We start from the raw sequence: 16,541 nt of genomic DNA on the forward strand, positions 1-16,541 counted from the left end.
TATAAAAAATTAGAAGAATCTGGAGTATTGGTTCTTATCGATTAGCAAAATTTTCTAAAGGAGGTGCAATCCAAATTAAAATTGCTAGAAATAAACCCCGCCTATCCTTTACATCAGATAATGAACACGATTATGAAATGACGTCATGTTCAGAATGCTAGCTTTTTTATGAATAATTCAAAAGCTTTATACTATTCGAGGCACTGAATTTATGATGCTACAACAACTATATCGAACTAACTTTAACCTAAATATCACTAAAAACGAGCCTTATCATAGACGTATTAAGAGTACCTTTGTTATTCTTATTAAACAATTACGTTTTCAATTACATTAAAAACATTGTTTAGTAAGTGGTTAATCCTAACTTATTAATTCAAAAATCAAAAATCAAAAATATTTTATTACTATCAATTTTATTTTTTAGCATAAATGTTTTTGCTCAAAATAAAATCAAAATTCTGTATCACAAGGACATAATGACAGATAAGGAATCTATTTTTACGCGAGCAAGTATTTCATCTGATAATCAGAAAAAGGGTTTTTTCCTAAAGCCTACTTTTTCAATTGAAAATGGTGTATTTGCGTATAGTGGGCTATTTATTAAATCTTTTGGACTTGGTACTTGTTTAGAAAAAGATGATTTGACCATCCTTTTTGAGGACAATACTAAAATTAACCTTATTTCTTGGAGCAAATTTAATTGCAAAGGGGCAAGTTATTTTGATTTGGATGGAAGCGCACTAAAGAACCTTACTAAGAGGATTAAAGCCATTCGATTTCAAAATGGCAGAAGCTTTGAGGCTTTAACATTAAAATTAGAAAATGAGAATGACAAGAATTTTTTTATTCACGTAAAACAGGCCATTGACAAGCAAGTCTATGAAAAAGTAGCAAATATGGAAAAATAATTCTTTGTTTCGGAAAAACCTTTGTCTGTTCTAAAATCAATCATCTGTTATAACGGAACTCTGAGAACATTTTGTTTTACGATAAATAAGTAGGAGTGTACTTTTTTTGTTTTGAAACACCGCAAAGCTCCGAACTCAATGTATCGAATGGAAAAATTAGAAAAAAAATTGGATAGTATATGAATCTCAAATCGAGTGAATTAGAGGCAGAAAATAAAATGGCTTGCCAAGTTGCTAAAAACAAAAAACCCAAAATACTAATAATTAGTAATTTGGGTTTTTAAAGTGCGGATAATAGGACTCGAACCTACACGCCTTGCGGCACCAGATCCTAAGTCTGGCATGTCTACCAATTTCACCATATCCGCGAAATTCTGAGTGCAAATATAAGCATTACTTCTTAAGTTCAAAGGAATTTCTTCAAAAATTATTTACTCAGTTTTTCGTACTTTTGAAATATAAATAAAATTCAAATAATGGAAAATATTAAAGCATACGTTCAAGAACACAAAGACCGCTTTATCAACGAGTTAATCGAATTATTAAAAATCCCATCCGTGAGTGCAGATCCTGCATTCGCAACAGATATTACCAAAACAGCCCAAGTTGTGAAAGCAAGTTTAGAAAAAGCAGGCTGCGATTTCGTTGAAATTTGTGACACTCCGGGCAACCCAATCGTTTACGGTGAAAAAATTATAGATAAATCATTACCCACCGTTCTGGTGTACGGACATTATGACGTACAACCCGCAGATCCAATTGGCTTATGGACTTCGCCACCCTTTGAACCCGTAATTAAGAAAACGGAAACTCATCCCGATGGCGCTATTTTTGCCCGTGGAGCATGTGATGATAAAGGCCAAATGTACATGCACGTAAAAGCATTGGAATATATGGTTCAATCCAACACATTGCCGTGCAACGTGAAATTCATGATTGAAGGCGAAGAGGAAATTGGTTCCAAAAGCTTGAGCTGGTTCGTAGAACGCAATCAGGAAAAACTAAAAAACGATGTGATTTTAATTTCGGATACTGGAATGATTTCGAATCAGCAGCCGTCTATTACAACAGGATTGCGTGGCTTAAGCTATGTAGAAGTCGAAGTTACGGGACCAAACCGTGATTTACATTCTGGATTGTACGGAGGTGCCGTTGCCAATCCTATTAATGTATTGGCTAAAATGATTGCTTCGCTTCATGATGAAAGCAATCACATTACCATTCCTGGTTTCTATGATAATGTCGAAGAATTATCCTTAGAAGAAAGAGCTGAAATGGCCAAAGCGCCTTTTAATCTTGATAATTACAAAAAAGCGTTAGACCTTAATGACGTATACGGCGAAAAAGGCTATGTAACGAACGAAAGAAATTCTATTCGTCCTACGCTGGATGTCAACGGAATCTGGGGTGGTTACACCGGAGAAGGTGCTAAAACGGTTATTGCAAGTAGTGCTTTCGCTAAAATCTCGATGCGTTTGGTACCCAATCAAGACTGGGAACAAATCACCGAATTGTTTACGAAACATTTCACCAGCATTGCCCCTGCCGGCGTTACCGTAAAAGTAAAACCGCATCACGGCGGACAAGGTTACGTAACCCCAACAGATAGCATTGGCTACAAAGCCGCAAACATGGCGTATACTGAAACCTTTGGCGTTCCCGCCATTCCGGTGCGTTCTGGAGGAAGTATTCCAATCGTTGCGTTATTCGAAAAAGAGTTAAAATCAAAAACAATCCTTATGGGATTTGGTCTGGACAGCGATGCCATTCACTCGCCAAACGAACACTTCGGGGTCTTCAATTACCTAAAAGGAATTGAAACCATTCCGTTGTTTTACAAATATTTTGTGGAACTTTCTAAATAATAGTTGGCGATATCGTCAGTTCGAGTTTTTTTGTAAAGAGAAACGGAACAAAAAAGTATCGAGAACCTATATCCGCTCTACCCAGGGCGGATTTTTTTTGGGCGTTTCCCGCTGAAAATAGCGGGTCAGGCTGTCCGTTCTCAATCTTTTTATTTTTTGAAACAAAAAAATAAAAAGGATTTCCACTTCCATCCTTAACGCAAATCACTGAATGACACTATATTTTTTATAAAAACTTGTTTATTTCAATTTTTATTCTACATTTGTAGAGCAATGTTTTAATCTGTAGAAATGAAAATTCAAAACCAGTATTCAATCATCATCATTCTTTTGTGCATAAGCCTCACTAGTTGCAAAATTAATCAAACCAGAAACGGATTAAAAACAGGCAAATGGATTCAGACGGAAAAATTCATGAACACCGAATCCGTTGCAACAGGAAGATACAAAAAAGGAGATAAAACAGGAATTTGGAAAGAATTCATGAGCGACAAATTACTTTCAAAAGAAAAGTATAAAAAAAACAGTTGCCACGTCATCAAATATCACAATACTGGTAAAATTCAACAAATAGGTATTTCAAATAAAGCCATTGTAAATTCAAAAATAGAATGGCTGCCCACAGGAGAATGGACATTTTATGACTCCGAAGGAGTTTTACTAGGCACCAAAATCTATGAAAAAGGAATACCCATTCAAGAAATTTACACTAAATAAAAAATAAACATGCAACAACTCACGAACGCCGAAGAACAAGTAATGGAACACCTTTGGAAACTCGAGAAAGCCTTCATGAAAGACTTGCTTGAAGCCTATCCAAAACCAAAACCCGCAACCACAACTATCGCTACATTATTGAAAAGAATGATCGACAAGCAATTTGTAGCCTACAACGAATTTGGGAACTCCCGGGAATATTATCCTTTGGTCAAAAAAACCGATTATTTCTCGAAACACGTCAACGGATTGATTAGTAATTTTTTCAACAATTCAGCATCACAATTTGCCTCTTTCTTTACCACCGAAACCAATTTATCGCAAACGGAACTGGAAGATCTCAAGAAAATAATAGACAGTGAAATTCTAAAAAAGAAAAAATGACCGACTTTCTAATCAAATCGACAATTACTTTATTCGTACTATTAGCGGTGTATTATCTATTTTTAGAAAAAGAAAAAATACACGTTTTCAATAGGTTTTACTTGTTGTTCAGTCTTGTTTTTTCAATGGTAATTCCATTTATAACCATCGAAGTCATTCAGGAAATAACACAACCTACAGTCAATCCGGGCAATATCCAAATACTGCAAGGAAGCGCTGTAATACTGGAGGACACTAACTATCTGGCAATAGGATTATGGAGTTTGTATGCTGTAGTAACACTCGTTTTGGCGGTACGTTTTTTCAGTAATATCATCAAGATTTCGTCTAAAATGAAGTCGAACACGTCTATTGCCTACAGAAATGCCATATTGATTTTAATTCCTGAAAAAAGCTTACCGCATACTTTCCTGAATACGATTTTCATCAACGAAACGGAATACAACAACCGCCAAATTGAAGCTGAATTGTACACGCACGAATTGACGCATGTAACTCAAAAACATACTTTGGATATTTTATTCATCGAACTATTGAAAACCGTTTTCTGGTTCAACCCCATTTTTATTTTTTATAAAAAAGCCATACAACTCAACCATGAATTTCTTGCTGACGAGAAAGTAGTGACTTCCTATAACAATGTTCCGTTCTACCAATCTTTATTATTATCGAAAGCGAACGAGAACCAAACTTTTTACTTGGCCAGTAATTTGAATTATTTAATAACTAAAAAACGATTAATTATGATGACTAAAACCACATCAAAAACCAAAGCAATTTTAAAAAAAATAGCTTTAATTCCCTTTATTTTTGTAATAGTATTCTTTTTATGTTTAAAAACAATTGCTCAACAAAGCAGCACAGTAATTAAAGTTCAATCTGACAAAAAAGAAAAACCAACAAAGGACAGACGAGATGAATATTACGCTGGAGTGCGAGTAATATTTAAAGATTGCAGTAAAAAAACTATCATTGATAAGCAATACGAACAACTTACCTCAGAGGAAAAAGACAACTATACTCCTTATGTTCCAACCCCAATTATAGAGAAATCACCTACCAAAAATGAACTTACCGATTTTAAAAACGCTGGAAAATATGCTATTTGGATAGATGGAAAACACTTTCGAAATTCAGAATTAAGTAAATACTCAGCTTCTGACTTTGTATATTTTACAGGCAGTTCAGTTAGGAAAAATGCCCAAAGCAAGAAATTTCCACAGCCTTTTCAATATAGTTTCTATACAAAAGATTATTTTGACAAAAATTTAAAAAACTCTTGGAAAAAATTTGGTGGAAAAGAAATAATAGGTACACGAAACTGCGCAGACAAATGGGATAAAACTAACAATTTCAAAGAGTCACCAAAAACTCTTAAGGAGGATAAAAAATCCAAAACGCAAATCTAAGGTATTGAAAAACAATAGACAGTGAAATTCTAAAAAAGAAAAAATGACCGACTTTCTAATCAAATCGACAATTACTTTATCCGTGCTACTGGCGGTGTATAATCTCTTTTTGGAAAAAGAAAAAATACACGTTTTCAACAGGTTTTACTTGTTGTTCAGCCTTGTTTTTTCGATGGTAATTCCATTTATAACTATTGAAGTCATTCAGGAAATAGCACAACCTACAGTCAATCCCGGAAATATCCAGATACTGCAAGGAAACGTTGTAATACTGGAGGAAACTAACTATCTGGCGATAGGATTATGGAGTTTGTATGCCGTAGTGACACTCGTTTTGGCGATACGGTTTTTCAGTAATATCATCAAGATTTCGTCTAAAATGAAATCGAACACGTCTATTGCCTACAGAAATGCCAAATTGATTTTAATTCCTGAAAAAAGCTTACCGCATACTTTCCTGAATACGATTTTCATCAACGAAACGGAATACAACAACCGCCAAATTGAAGCTGAATTGTACATGCACGAATTGACACATGTAACCCAAAAACACACTTTGGATATTTTATTCATCGAACTATTGAAAACCATTTTTTGGTTCAACCCTATTTTTATTTTTTACAAAAAAGCCATACAACTCAACCATGAATTTCTTGCCGATGAGAAAGTAGTGACCTCCTATAACAATGTTCCGTTCTACCAATCTTTATTACTATCGAAAGCAAACGAGAACCAAACTTTTTACTTGGCCAGTAATTTGAATTATTTAATAACTAAAAAACGATTAATTATGATGACAAAAACCACATCAAAAAACATTTCAATACTTAAGAAAATGGCAATTGCTCCAGTACTTGCAGTACTATTATTTTCCTTATGTACAGTAACAGTTGCAAGAGAAAAGAACGATCCTATCCTTGTTCAGCAACCAATTTTAAATGAGAAGATTGCCATTGCCAAAAGTGCATTGCAACAAATTGAAAAGTCAGAAAAACGAAGTGACACTATAAAAAGAAAAAAACTAGAGGTAGTGAAAATTAAGAATGAAGAGTATACCAAAATTGGTAGTCTTTATTTTAATGATAAAGGATCTGTAGACATTGACGGTAATCCTGTAAATGACGGTTATATTTCTATCAACAATGAGGTTCATTTTTATGTGACCAAAGGTAAAGAAAGAGAATACTACGACAGATATGGATTGAGAGTAAACAGCCAAGGAGTAAAAATAAATAATGAAACAATTACTGTTTTAGAAAAAGACTATCAGGCAGAAGCTTCAAAATTGATCGCCAGCGATGAATTAGGAGACGTTTATAATACTGCAGGAATAACTAACAAACCTGATTTTCCTGGAGGAATTGGCGAGTTTTATAAATTTGTGGGAACCAATTTTAATATTCCTTTGGATGCTGAAAAAAATAAAGTTAAAGGAAAAGTCTACGTTACATTTATAGTTGAACTTGACGGCAGACTTACTAATATCAAAATCATAAGAGATATTGGATACGGAATTGGCACAGAGGTGGTTCGTGTATTAGGTATATGTCCTAACTGGATTCCCGGTAAAATGAACGAGAAAACCGTGAGAGTAATGTACAGCTTACCAATAACTATTCAGACTGGAAAGGCGTAATTGTAAAAAAGAAATCCGCTTCAAAGGAAGCGGATTTATTAAATTAACGTTTTATGGATTTTAGAAGGTGGGGAATTAGTAAGCTTTTAGTTTTCGGATTAACGGAAACTTGATGCGAAACGATAACTCCACTAAATCCCAGCTATATTAAAATAGCTGTTGGCAACTGGCTTTTTTTATAGTCTATAGTTTAGTACGTTATCTAACGGATGATTGATTTTCGTATTCGAAAAAAGCTTAGTTTCGGTTATTAATGATTTTTCAAGTCTATTCGTGATTTTAGATACATAATCATTAAGACTCTTTGTTCCCCTTATAATAAAAGCAACTTGAAGATAGTCTGGCAGATTTTTTTCTGATATATCTTTTAAAGTCAAAACTGAAAGTTTAATTTTATTTTCTTTAATTCCTTCATCTAAACCTTTGTCAAGAATTGCAGAGTGACCATAGCCAATTTCGAATGGAACCCATTGAGATTTATACGTCTTTTCAGAAACTACTACTAACATATGTGTACTCTCACGAATCCCCTTTTTGATGCTTTCCGTGATTAATTCTGGATTACGTTGTGCAACTGCTTGTTGTAAATCATTATCTAACTCATCTAAGTAATAATCGATTTCAGCTTCTTTTAGGTATTCAGCAATTTTTATGCATTCGCTTTTATCCTCCTCTTTATGGCTAAGAAACACACAAGGTCTATCCTTTATGCTCTTGGATTCCAAGAGCCAATATATTTTATCAAAGGTTTCTGCTTTATTATATCCTTTTGCCATTATGTTCTTTTTTGTGCAAGCCAAAGTGTGTGTTCTCTTGAAATTGCATTTTCTGAATCTAAAACAAACTCTGCTAAATCAAGATCCGAATTTACTTTACCAAAAGAAGCTTGAATAAAATTTAATTCTTGTGCGGCTGTTGTATATGCTTGTTTTAATTCCTGATGCTGTTTTAATTGAAGCCAACTTAATGCGGATGCTGAAATAGTTGTAAAAAAACCAACCAAATTCCAATTAGATTCGGGACATTTGATTAAATAGCCAATACTTAATATCGCAATAAGCTGGGAACTAATAATAACTAAAAACCAATTATTGTATTTTTTCTTATTAAATTCCGCTTTGGTTGCATACCAATCTTTTTGGTCATTAATACGGTTTATAATGTAGAAGTCTTTTCTTTCTAATGTGTTTAGATTTCTTATTTCCCACATTTTGTCTGTAATAATTGGTAAAACTATAGTTTTAGCATTTAATGATTCATTCAACTCCTTAAATTCATTACTAAATTCTCTAAGTCTTGCTATAAATTTTTCTTTAACCTTCTCTTTCTCAATATCTATTTCAAAACTTTCAGAACATATTATGAACCTCCAAGTTAAAGTTTTACAAGATTCTGCTAATGCTCTTCCTTGATACCATATATCTTCAAACTTTTTAATTCTAATTACTAATGTTAAGGTAAAACTAACTAATAATAAAACACCTGAAATAATATATATCCAGAGTTTGGGTTCGGTATCTTGATAATTGTAAATAGCCAATGCAGATGCAACAATCATTGAAACTAAGTCATAGGCAATGATATTTTTATAGTTTTTCTGAGCTTGCATTGATGCAGCATCAGAAGCTTGATATAAACCGGGAAAGTCTTTTTCTTCCATCATTAATCATTTAATCCAAGTGAAGAATAAACAGATTCGCTATAAACTCTGCCTCTGACAGAACTATTTGAACCTCTTTTTTTGTACTCAGTAGTGAAACTGTCTAGTGCGTATTTTATTATTTTCATTTTATAAGGAATGTGAACTACGTAGGTATCTCTTATAATTGGTGGACAAGTATTAGGATTTTGTTTTCTATCTCCATTAAGGTTAACTGCGATTATTGGAATATTCAAATTTTGAGCAACTTCTAATTCCCACCTAACATATTTATACAAGTTTTTTGTTGATTCACCAATTAATACAATTACCTGACTTGCATTTTGAAACCTTTTTCGAAGTTTACCTTTTATATAATCCTCGTTACTTGCATTAGAAGTTAACGTGTATTCATCGTGTGCATTTTCAAAATCAAAATCTATATGTTCTAATGCTTTCCAGCCTTTCATTCTGGCATAAGCCCACTTGTCGTTATCTCCGTCAAAAATTATATACGTTTTATTTTTATATCCCATAATATTGTTTTTTTAAGCTTGTTGCCAACTAGTATATAGCGAAACAAATCTTCGTATACACACTTACAGATAGGTAGATTAGCGAAGATCTATTTCGTTTCACTCTTTCCAAATATATTAAAATTTTCTTACAATTTAGTAAAAAACTGCGCGTCATTGGAATGCGTTGCGTGAGGGATGGCAGCGAAAATCCTTTATGTTTTTTCTTTAAAAACATAAAGATTGCAGCGAACAGCCCGACCCTAAGTTGCTAGGAGGAACGACGAAGCAATTTGCAGGGTCATACCGAGAAAATACTTCTCAAAAAAAGAGGACATTAAATCCTCTTCGTATTTTGGCTGAACTTTTTACGAAAACTCCCTAGTGTTAACGGACTTGCGATCTGTTCAGTTCAACCGGAGTTGATTGTTCGTGCTGCGCAAGTAAAGGAACCCTAGCTGTTATGAGCAGGTTTTCAATATTTAGCAATAGTAAAACGGTAAATATAGAATGTCATCATCATTATAGTTGGATTTATAAAATTTCTTTTTTATGGTCATAAGCAAAATGCTCACGCCTATATTCTTCTTAGTTCCAAGTATCAGTAAAAGAAAGATACCCTTTAAAGTGACCTTTTATTAATTTGCCTTCAGCGTCAAAATAGTAATTAATTTCATATTCTCCCGAAGGTAGTCTGTCAACTGTAACTTCAGCAACTTTATAGCTTTCGGGCTGTCCTATAATTAAATCGTGATAATATAAACTTGAACTTCCATTTGGTATAGAAAGACTAGTATTTTTAGCTACACTAAACAAAGTTACAATATCCAATGTTGAAGGGTCGTCATTAGATTCTCTGTTAAGATAAGTGCCTTCGGGTAATTCTTGTGAGGCGTAACTTGTAGACGGAACAGAAAGCCAAATATTAACAGCATTAACATTATTATCTCCTTCATTAAATAGGAAATCACTATATTCAGAATTAACTAATTCTAACATACATGAGGTGGTTTGAAATTCAGTTGTATAATTCATATTAATTCTGCCTGCTTCTGTTTTATATTTTTGACATTTGAACATGAACTCATTATCCAGTGTCGCACTATTGATACAGTCAGAATAATTTTCATCACTATCGGTAGAACACGAAATGACAACTAAGGAAATAATAAGGAAAAGAATTTTTTTCATGATTTTGATTTGTTTTTAATACTATTGTTTAATTTTTAGTAATCTATTTTAGGACGAGGTTCTTCAAACTTGCTCATAACTTATATATAGGCGAAACAAACCTTCGCATATACACCAAAATTGGGTAGATTGGCAAAGATTTGTTTCGCTTTGCGTTTCCCAAATATATTAAAATTTTCTTACAATTTTGTAAAAAAACTTCTAAGCATTGGAATGCGTTGCGTGAGGGATGGCAGCGAAAATCCTTTGTGTTTTTTCTTTAAAAACATAAAGATTGCAGCGAACAGCCCGACCCGAAGTTGCTAGGAGGAACGACGAAGCAATTTGCAGGGTCACGCCCAAAAAAAAGAGGACACTAAATCCTCTTAATATTCTCTCTCACAATTTTAGGAAGACTCTATAGTTCATGCCAGTGACCGGTTCCGTTCAACACGGGTTTCATTGTTCGGCTTAGAGCCGCAACGAAACCCTAACTATTACCTGTAGTTTTTATTTCGCAACTTGTTTTAATAATTCCGCAGTTTTTGGTTCGATTTCTCCGTTGAATTTTAATTCAGACGCTTTTTTGTCAGTCAGCATTTGGTAAAAAACACAGGCGTTTAGAAAAGCTCCATATTTATTTGGGTGACTATCATCTTCATAAAGTTCTATTTCGGGATGTTTTGTTAAAACCTCGTAGAATTTATTTCCATTGTCAGATTTCAACAAGTTATTTTTCTGTGCAACTAAATCATAGGATTCATTTATTAGTCTACTTTCTTGTTCTAAATTCTCAAGAATTGGCGAACAACATCTTTCTTTTTCTATTGATTTATCTATCACTCTTGACGGATAACAATATTGTTTGGGATATTCATTTTTTGAAGGCCAAGTATTGAAAAGTATAAATTTGCATTTTGGATTAGAAACTAACTTTTTAATATCCGTAATGGCTTTGTTAATTTTTAAATCACGATTTTCAGGAATCAATACACTAACAGTTCCAGTTTGTAGAATAATAATATCCCAATTTTTTTCGGCTATTTTTATTTCAGTTTCTGTGGTTTCTCCATCCTCCTTTTTTCTTGCGCTAATTCCATTCTCTGTCCGAGATTCGATTATGTTGTCCAAATGATCAGACAATGACATTCCTGGAAAAGTGCTATGTTCAATTTTTATATTTGAATTTGTTTCATTCAACATCATTTGAAGAGTTTGAGGCATATCGTAAAAATAAGTCAGACTGTTTCCAATGAACAAGACATTCAGTTCTTTAGATGATTGTGGCTTTTGAGATTTACAATTGGTAATTGTAAAAGCTAAAATGATTAGTAGAAAGTTTCTCATAATTTACAGGTGACGTCTTGCTAGTACAGCGGGTTTGGGACTAAATTAAGCTCTATTTTTCGGTTAAACACAAATTTTCCAAATACAAAACCAACTTTCCATTAAGCCTATTGCCCAAATCCGTTGTAGTGGCTGTTAGCCGTTCGTTGTTTTTATGTGCTTTCTTTGAATTTTCTTTTTAATAATTTATATAACTCTTCAAAATTTGTGTTTAAAGTATTTGCGGAAATACTAATTGGTGAACCATAAGTTTTATAATTTATTTCCATTGCTTTTCTTTTCACAATTCCATTTTGACGATTTATATATTCTTCAGGATTTTTTACAATAAACATTAAGAATTTTTGGTTCATTACGTTCGCTGTAGAAATTTCGATTATATCTGTCCATAAAACTATTCCTGCCGCAACTCCACTAGAATTATCAATTATTCCTTCGGAGTTAATTATTAAACCTGGTTTATTGTCAGGCAATTTTTTTAAAAGTATAAACGTAGTATAACCAAAAAAAATAATTGCAGATATTCCGCTTATTAAAATCACCATTGGATTTCCGAAAATTGAATGATTACTTTTAGGTGGATTTACTACTAACCAAGTTCCGATTACAACAAATATTATTGAACCAAATAACATCAAATACATTTTTTGTTTACTCAATGGTATTTCAATTTGATTTTCTTCTGACATTATTTTTTAGTTTCGTTTTGGTTTAAATTTCAGTTCTTTTTTCTCCTTTCTGTGGTACAATGACGGCTAACTTGTATATAATCGAAACAACCCTTCGTATACACACCCAAACATGGGTAGATAAGCGAAGGTTTGTTTCGCTTTGCGTTTACCAAATATATTAAAATTTTCTTACAATTTAGTAAAATAAACGTGCATCATTAGAATGCGTTGCGTGAGGGATGGCAGCGAAAATCCTTTATGTTTTTTCTTTAAAAACATAAAGATTGCAGCGAACAGCCCGACCCGAAGTTGCCAGGAGGAACGACGAAGCAATTTGCAGGGTCATGCCCATACTTCGGCTACGCTCAGCATAAATAAAGAATTTTAAAAAATAAATCCGCTGCAAAAAATGGAGCGGATTTATCAAACTAAAAATCTAAAAAACTACTAACTAAACTCTTTATCCGGATTGTATCCTAAATACGGCATGGATTGTTCCTTGAAAACAACTCCGTATTCTTCTAATTCTTTCAAAATAGGCTCATAAACTTCCTTACGAATGGGCAATTGCACTCCCGGAGTCGTGATTTTACCATTCAAGATTAATAAGGTCGCCATTGCAACGGGTAAACCCACTGTTTTAGCCATGGCTGTGTAGGTTTGATCGTCACCGATGCAAACCATTTTTGAATCTATTTGTTCCTTTTTACCGTTTAACTCATAGCCAAATTTGTGATACATCACAATCATATCCTTATCATCTTGTTGAAGCGTCCAACTGTCAGTCAATATTTTCTCTAATATTTGAGCCGGTGTTGCATTTTTTAAACCTATTTTTTTGTCTGGATTGAATAAATTGAGTTCCAACAATTTGTCCCACATAATATCGTCTTGGTCAATTTTCAGAATCAAACGCGTTTTAATTTCTACAGAATCCGTAGGATGATACGGCAGGAACGAATTTACAAATCCCCTGTAGCTCATATTCTCCGAATTTTCCATGACATAACTGTCATCTGTCATTCCTAACTGCACAAACATATTCCAAGCTTTAGAAAAACCAACCCTGCGTATTGTTCCTCTATATAAAGTGAGTACATTATCTAATCCATACACGCTGCGGTATTTCAAGGAATCCCGATTTGAATAGGCTTCAAATCGACCATATCCTTCTACTTCGAGAAACTCGGTTCTGCGGAACAAATTACAATAGGGAATGTATTTGTATGTCCCTTCCTGAATAAACTTAGCAGCGCCGCCCTGACCAGCGAGAACCACATTGCGTGGTGCCCAGGTAAATTTGTAATTCCAGCGATTATTGTCGGATTCCGGAGCTACCAATCCACCACAAAAAGATTCAAAGAGTAGCAAATTACCACCTTTGTCTTTCACTTTATCAATTACTTTCATCGCACTCATGTGATCAATCCCGGGATCAAGTCCAATTTCATTCATAAAAATCAGATTATTCTCTTTGGCAGCAGTATCTAATTCCTGCATAGCATCACTTACGTACGATGCGGTAACCAGATGCTTTTTACAAACAATACAATCTTTAGCCACCTCGATATGCAAGTGAGCCGGCAACATGGAGATAACAATATTGGCTTTCTGAATTGCCTCTTTTCTTTGCTTTTCATCAAAAATGTCTAAGGCAATCGCCGTTGCATTAGAGTGATTATTTGTCTTTTTTTGGGCCAAAGCCAAAGACAAATCACCAATAAGAAGATGTAGATTCTCTTTTTCAGATTTATTTAAAAGATACTGTATCAAAGATGAAGCTGATCTTCCTGCTCCGATGATTAAAATTGTTCTCATTTGTATTTATTTATAACACAAACATACAAAAATGTTGTATTTATAACAAATAACTCCAAATAATTTACTGAAAAAGCGCTCTTGCCCGTAGTTTTGCCTTTTGCATTTTAAAATAAAAATGTTCTGCTTCTGACACAATCAAACTAAGTTCACTTGAAAGTATCACTCCAAATACTTTTAAAGTTAGGCGATATGAAATACTTTTGTATCAAACATAATTATAATGGACAAAAAGATACTTACAACTGGAACAATTCTAGGAATGATTGCTATAATCCTTGGCGCTTTTGGCGCACATGCCCTCAAAAAAACACTGTCTGTTGAGCAACTAGTTACTTTTGAAACCGGTGTACGCTACCAAATGTACCATGCACTGTTTTTATTGTTTGTTGGACTTCTGAAAGACCTCTCGCAAAAAACTAAAAAAACACTGTATACCTTAATCCTCACGGGTGTAATTCTGTTTTCTGGGTCGATTTATCTTTTAGCGACAAACACCCTTACTTCTTTTGATTTTAGTATCATTGGATTTATTACTCCTATTGGCGGACTCCTATTAATAGTAGCTTGGGGCATTTTATTGATAAATATTTTAAATAAAAAAGCACAAAATTAGAAGAATCAAATTCTATCTAATATTTAATATCTACTTTAGCTGTCTCAAAAAACAAACTTCATAACAAAATAAAATGGACAATAACACCCTTTTCACGCAATCGATTTCGTTAAAAGAATTAGGAATTGAAAATGCAAAGATTCATTACCAGTTATCGCCTGATGAATTACATGACATCACCATCAAATCTGGACAAGGAATCGAAGTTTCAAGTGAATCTTTAGCGGTTAACACCGGAGCTTACACAGGTCGATCTCCTTTGGATCGTTTTATAGTTAAAGACAGCATCACCGAAAATGAAGTATGGTGGGGGAAAGTCAACATTCCTTTTGCACCTGACGATTTTGAAAAATTATACAGCAAGGTCACTGCCTATTTATCCGGCAAAGAAATTTTTGTCAGAGATTCATACGTGTGTTCAGACCCAAATTATAGATTAAATGTTAGAGTAGTGACAGAAACTGCTTGGGCTAATTTATTTTGCTACAACATGTTTTTGCGACCAGAAGTTCAGGAATTAGCAAATTTTACCCCAGAATGGACGTTACTTTGTGTGCCAAGTTTTATGGCGGATCCTGCAGTTGATGCAACACGTCAAAGCAATTTTGCAATCCTCGATTTTACAAGAAAAGTAGTGCTTATAGGTGGAACTGGCTACACCGGTGAGATGAAAAAAGGGATTTTCTCCGCATTGAATTTCATTCTACCCGTTTTCAAAAATACGTTACCCATGCACTGCAGTGCAAATGTTGGAAAAGACGGAGATACAGCCATTTTCTTTGGATTGTCAGGCACCGGAAAAACAACTTTATCAGCAGATCCAAACAGAAAGTTAATTGGAGATGATGAACACGGCTGGACGAATGAAAATACCGTTTTTAATTTTGAAGGAGGCTGCTACGCCAAAGTGATCAATCTTTCTGAAGAAAACGAACCAGACATCTTTAAAGCAATCAAAAAAGGTTCTATTTTAGAAAACGTGGGAATCAAACCAGGAACCGGGAACGAAGTTGATTTTGAAGATGTGACCATAACCGAAAACACTAGAGTAAGCTATCCAATTTTCCATATTGATAACATTCAACCGGGTTCCATTGGAAAAAATCCTAAGAATATTTTCTTTTTAACGGCGGATGCTTACGGGATTCTGCCTCCTATTTCACGCCTGACTCCAGGACAAGCAGCTTACTATTTCATCTCCGGATACACAGCAAAAGTTGCCGGAACTGAAGCCGGAATCACAGAACCTCAACCTAACTTCTCTACTTGTTTTGGCGCTCCTTTCATGCCGTTGCACCCAACTAGATATGCTGAAATGTTGACTAAAAAAATGAAAGATGCTAATGTAAAAGTATGGCTCATCAATACGGGTTGGACTGGAGGTCCTTACGGAATAGGAAGCCGTATGAAACTAAAATACACACGCGCCATGATTACCGCTGCATTAAACGGTGAATTGGACGATGTACCGTATGAGAACCACGAAGTTTTTGGAATTGCAAAACCGCAGACCTGTCCAAATGTTCCCAGCGAAATTCTAAATCCTAGAAATACATGGGAAGACCCAGAACTATACGATAAAAAGGCGGTGGAATTAGCTCAAAAATTCAAAGCCAACTTCACCAAATTTGAAGAATTTGCCAATGCCGAAATTATGGCGGGTGCACCAATCGCATAAGTTAATTATAATTCAAAAAAGAAAGAGAGCTGTTCCTTGTGAACGGCTCTCTTTTATTTAGGACCAACCGTAACAAAAAGCCATAAATGAATACCTATCAAGTATTTATACCACAATCCGTTTTTTGTCGTTAAATTTGTAATCATCAATCATCTGAGCCGGAAT

The 16,541-nt window shown here is 34.2% G+C and carries 15 protein-coding genes and 1 tRNA gene; 8 read left to right on the top strand and 8 right to left on the bottom strand.

The window, feature by feature from the left end; translation table 11 throughout:
• The first annotated feature begins 479 nt into the window (after window positions 1–479).
• Window positions 480–911: a hypothetical protein gene (locus tag ACEN2F_RS04645; RefSeq protein ID WP_441736580.1), complete on the top strand. Its 432-nt coding sequence runs from the start codon at window positions 480–482 to the stop codon at window positions 909–911.
• 286 nt (window positions 912–1,197) lie between these two features.
• On the opposite strand, the gene ACEN2F_RS04650 is transcribed toward ACEN2F_RS04645, so the two are convergent.
• Window positions 1,198–1,279, bottom strand: a tRNA-Leu gene (locus ACEN2F_RS04650).
• A gap of 108 nt (window positions 1,280–1,387) precedes the next feature.
• Here ACEN2F_RS04650 and ACEN2F_RS04655 point away from each other — a divergent pair.
• The 5 genes from ACEN2F_RS04655 to ACEN2F_RS04675 all read left to right on the top strand — a co-directional run bounded on the left by ACEN2F_RS04655 (window position 1,388) and on the right by ACEN2F_RS04675 (window position 6,922).
• Window positions 1,388–2,776, top strand: coding sequence for a dipeptidase (locus ACEN2F_RS04655; RefSeq protein ID WP_441736581.1), 1,389 nt, complete (start codon window positions 1,388–1,390; stop codon window positions 2,774–2,776).
• Window positions 2,777–3,067: 291 nt separating this feature from the next.
• The gene (locus tag ACEN2F_RS04660; protein ID WP_441736582.1) at window positions 3,068–3,493 is read left to right on the top strand and encodes a hypothetical protein; all 426 of its coding nucleotides are present in this window, start codon (window positions 3,068–3,070) and stop codon (window positions 3,491–3,493) included.
• Window positions 3,494–3,502: 9 nt separating this feature from the next.
• Window positions 3,503–3,877, top strand: a complete 375-nt coding sequence (locus ACEN2F_RS04665) for a BlaI/MecI/CopY family transcriptional regulator (protein WP_121363828.1) — start codon at window positions 3,503–3,505, stop codon at window positions 3,875–3,877.
• Window positions 3,874–5,286, top strand: a complete 1,413-nt coding sequence (locus ACEN2F_RS04670; RefSeq protein WP_441736583.1) for a M56 family metallopeptidase — start codon at window positions 3,874–3,876, stop codon at window positions 5,284–5,286. Before ACEN2F_RS04665 ends, ACEN2F_RS04670 begins: the two co-directional genes overlap by 4 nt.
• A gap of 43 nt (window positions 5,287–5,329) precedes the next feature.
• A complete protein-coding gene (locus ACEN2F_RS04675) occupies window positions 5,330–6,922 on the top strand; it encodes an energy transducer TonB (RefSeq protein ID WP_441736584.1) in 1,593 nt (530 codons plus the stop codon).
• 176 nt (window positions 6,923–7,098) lie between these two features.
• On the opposite strand, the gene ACEN2F_RS04680 is transcribed toward ACEN2F_RS04675, so the two are convergent.
• From ACEN2F_RS04680 to ACEN2F_RS04710, 7 genes are all read right to left on the bottom strand, one after another.
• Entirely contained in the window at window positions 7,099–7,698 is a 600-nt protein-coding gene (locus ACEN2F_RS04680; protein WP_441736585.1) for a toll/interleukin-1 receptor domain-containing protein, read from the bottom strand.
• Window positions 7,698–8,582, bottom strand: coding sequence for a DUF4231 domain-containing protein (locus tag ACEN2F_RS04685; protein WP_441736586.1), 885 nt, complete (start codon window positions 8,580–8,582; stop codon window positions 7,698–7,700). The genes ACEN2F_RS04680 and ACEN2F_RS04685 overlap by 1 nt, the downstream gene beginning before the upstream one ends.
• Before the next feature lie 2 nt (window positions 8,583–8,584).
• Window positions 8,585–9,097: a TIR domain-containing protein gene (locus ACEN2F_RS04690; RefSeq protein WP_441736587.1), complete on the bottom strand. Its 513-nt coding sequence runs from the start codon at window positions 9,095–9,097 to the stop codon at window positions 8,585–8,587.
• Window positions 9,098–9,664: 567 nt separating this feature from the next.
• Window positions 9,665–10,267, bottom strand: a complete 603-nt coding sequence (locus tag ACEN2F_RS04695) for a hypothetical protein (protein ID WP_441736588.1) — start codon at window positions 10,265–10,267, stop codon at window positions 9,665–9,667.
• 489 nt (window positions 10,268–10,756) lie between these two features.
• Complete coding sequence (locus ACEN2F_RS04700) at window positions 10,757–11,593, bottom strand: DUF4886 domain-containing protein (RefSeq protein ID WP_441736589.1); 837 nt, start codon at window positions 11,591–11,593, stop codon at window positions 10,757–10,759.
• Between the two features lie 152 nt (window positions 11,594–11,745).
• On the bottom strand, window positions 11,746–12,282 hold the full coding sequence (locus tag ACEN2F_RS04705; RefSeq protein WP_441736590.1) for an STM3941 family protein: 537 nt from the start codon (window positions 12,280–12,282) through the stop codon (window positions 11,746–11,748).
• A gap of 429 nt (window positions 12,283–12,711) precedes the next feature.
• Complete coding sequence (locus ACEN2F_RS04710) at window positions 12,712–14,082, bottom strand: saccharopine dehydrogenase family protein (RefSeq protein WP_441736591.1); 1,371 nt, start codon at window positions 14,080–14,082, stop codon at window positions 12,712–12,714.
• Window positions 14,083–14,305: 223 nt separating this feature from the next.
• On the opposite strand from ACEN2F_RS04710, the gene ACEN2F_RS04715 reads away from it, so the two are divergent.
• On the top strand, window positions 14,306–14,698 hold the full coding sequence (locus ACEN2F_RS04715) for a DUF423 domain-containing protein (protein WP_441736592.1): 393 nt from the start codon (window positions 14,306–14,308) through the stop codon (window positions 14,696–14,698).
• A gap of 73 nt (window positions 14,699–14,771) precedes the next feature.
• On the top strand, window positions 14,772–16,376 hold the full coding sequence (gene pckA, locus ACEN2F_RS04720) for a phosphoenolpyruvate carboxykinase (ATP) (RefSeq protein WP_441736593.1): 1,605 nt from the start codon (window positions 14,772–14,774) through the stop codon (window positions 16,374–16,376).
• Window positions 16,377–16,541: the final 165 nt, after the last annotated feature.

This window comes from Flavobacterium sp. W20_MBD1_R3 (assembly GCF_052119725.1).
Lineage (GTDB): Bacteria > Bacteroidota > Bacteroidia > Flavobacteriales > Flavobacteriaceae > Flavobacterium.

Bases quoted from the DNA above. Each gene is read 5' to 3' on its own strand.
- ACEN2F_RS04655 (WP_441736581.1), top strand. From the start codon at position 1,388: ATGGAAAATATTAAAGCATACGTTCAAGAACACAAAGACCGCTTTATC.
- ACEN2F_RS04680 (WP_441736585.1), bottom strand. From the start codon at position 7,698: ATGGCAAAAGGATATAATAAAGCAGAAACCTTTGATAAAATATATTGG.
- ACEN2F_RS04695 (WP_441736588.1), bottom strand. From the start codon at position 10,267: ATGAAAAAAATTCTTTTCCTTATTATTTCCTTAGTTGTCATTTCGTGT.
- pckA (WP_441736593.1), top strand. From the start codon at position 14,772: ATGGACAATAACACCCTTTTCACGCAATCGATTTCGTTAAAAGAATTA.
- ACEN2F_RS04670 (WP_441736583.1), top strand. From the start codon at position 3,874: ATGACCGACTTTCTAATCAAATCGACAATTACTTTATTCGTACTATTA.
- ACEN2F_RS04700 (WP_441736589.1), bottom strand. From the start codon at position 11,593: ATGAGAAACTTTCTACTAATCATTTTAGCTTTTACAATTACCAATTGT.
- ACEN2F_RS04715 (WP_441736592.1), top strand. From the start codon at position 14,306: ATGGACAAAAAGATACTTACAACTGGAACAATTCTAGGAATGATTGCT.
- ACEN2F_RS04705 (WP_441736590.1), bottom strand. From the start codon at position 12,282: ATGTCAGAAGAAAATCAAATTGAAATACCATTGAGTAAACAAAAAATG.
- ACEN2F_RS04665 (WP_121363828.1), top strand. From the start codon at position 3,503: ATGCAACAACTCACGAACGCCGAAGAACAAGTAATGGAACACCTTTGG.
- ACEN2F_RS04690 (WP_441736587.1), bottom strand. From the start codon at position 9,097: ATGGGATATAAAAATAAAACGTATATAATTTTTGACGGAGATAACGAC.
- ACEN2F_RS04645 (WP_441736580.1), top strand. From the start codon at position 480: ATGACAGATAAGGAATCTATTTTTACGCGAGCAAGTATTTCATCTGAT.
- ACEN2F_RS04710 (WP_441736591.1), bottom strand. From the start codon at position 14,082: ATGAGAACAATTTTAATCATCGGAGCAGGAAGATCAGCTTCATCTTTG.
- ACEN2F_RS04660 (WP_441736582.1), top strand. From the start codon at position 3,068: ATGAAAATTCAAAACCAGTATTCAATCATCATCATTCTTTTGTGCATA.
- ACEN2F_RS04675 (WP_441736584.1), top strand. From the start codon at position 5,330: ATGACCGACTTTCTAATCAAATCGACAATTACTTTATCCGTGCTACTG.
- ACEN2F_RS04685 (WP_441736586.1), bottom strand. From the start codon at position 8,582: ATGGAAGAAAAAGACTTTCCCGGTTTATATCAAGCTTCTGATGCTGCA.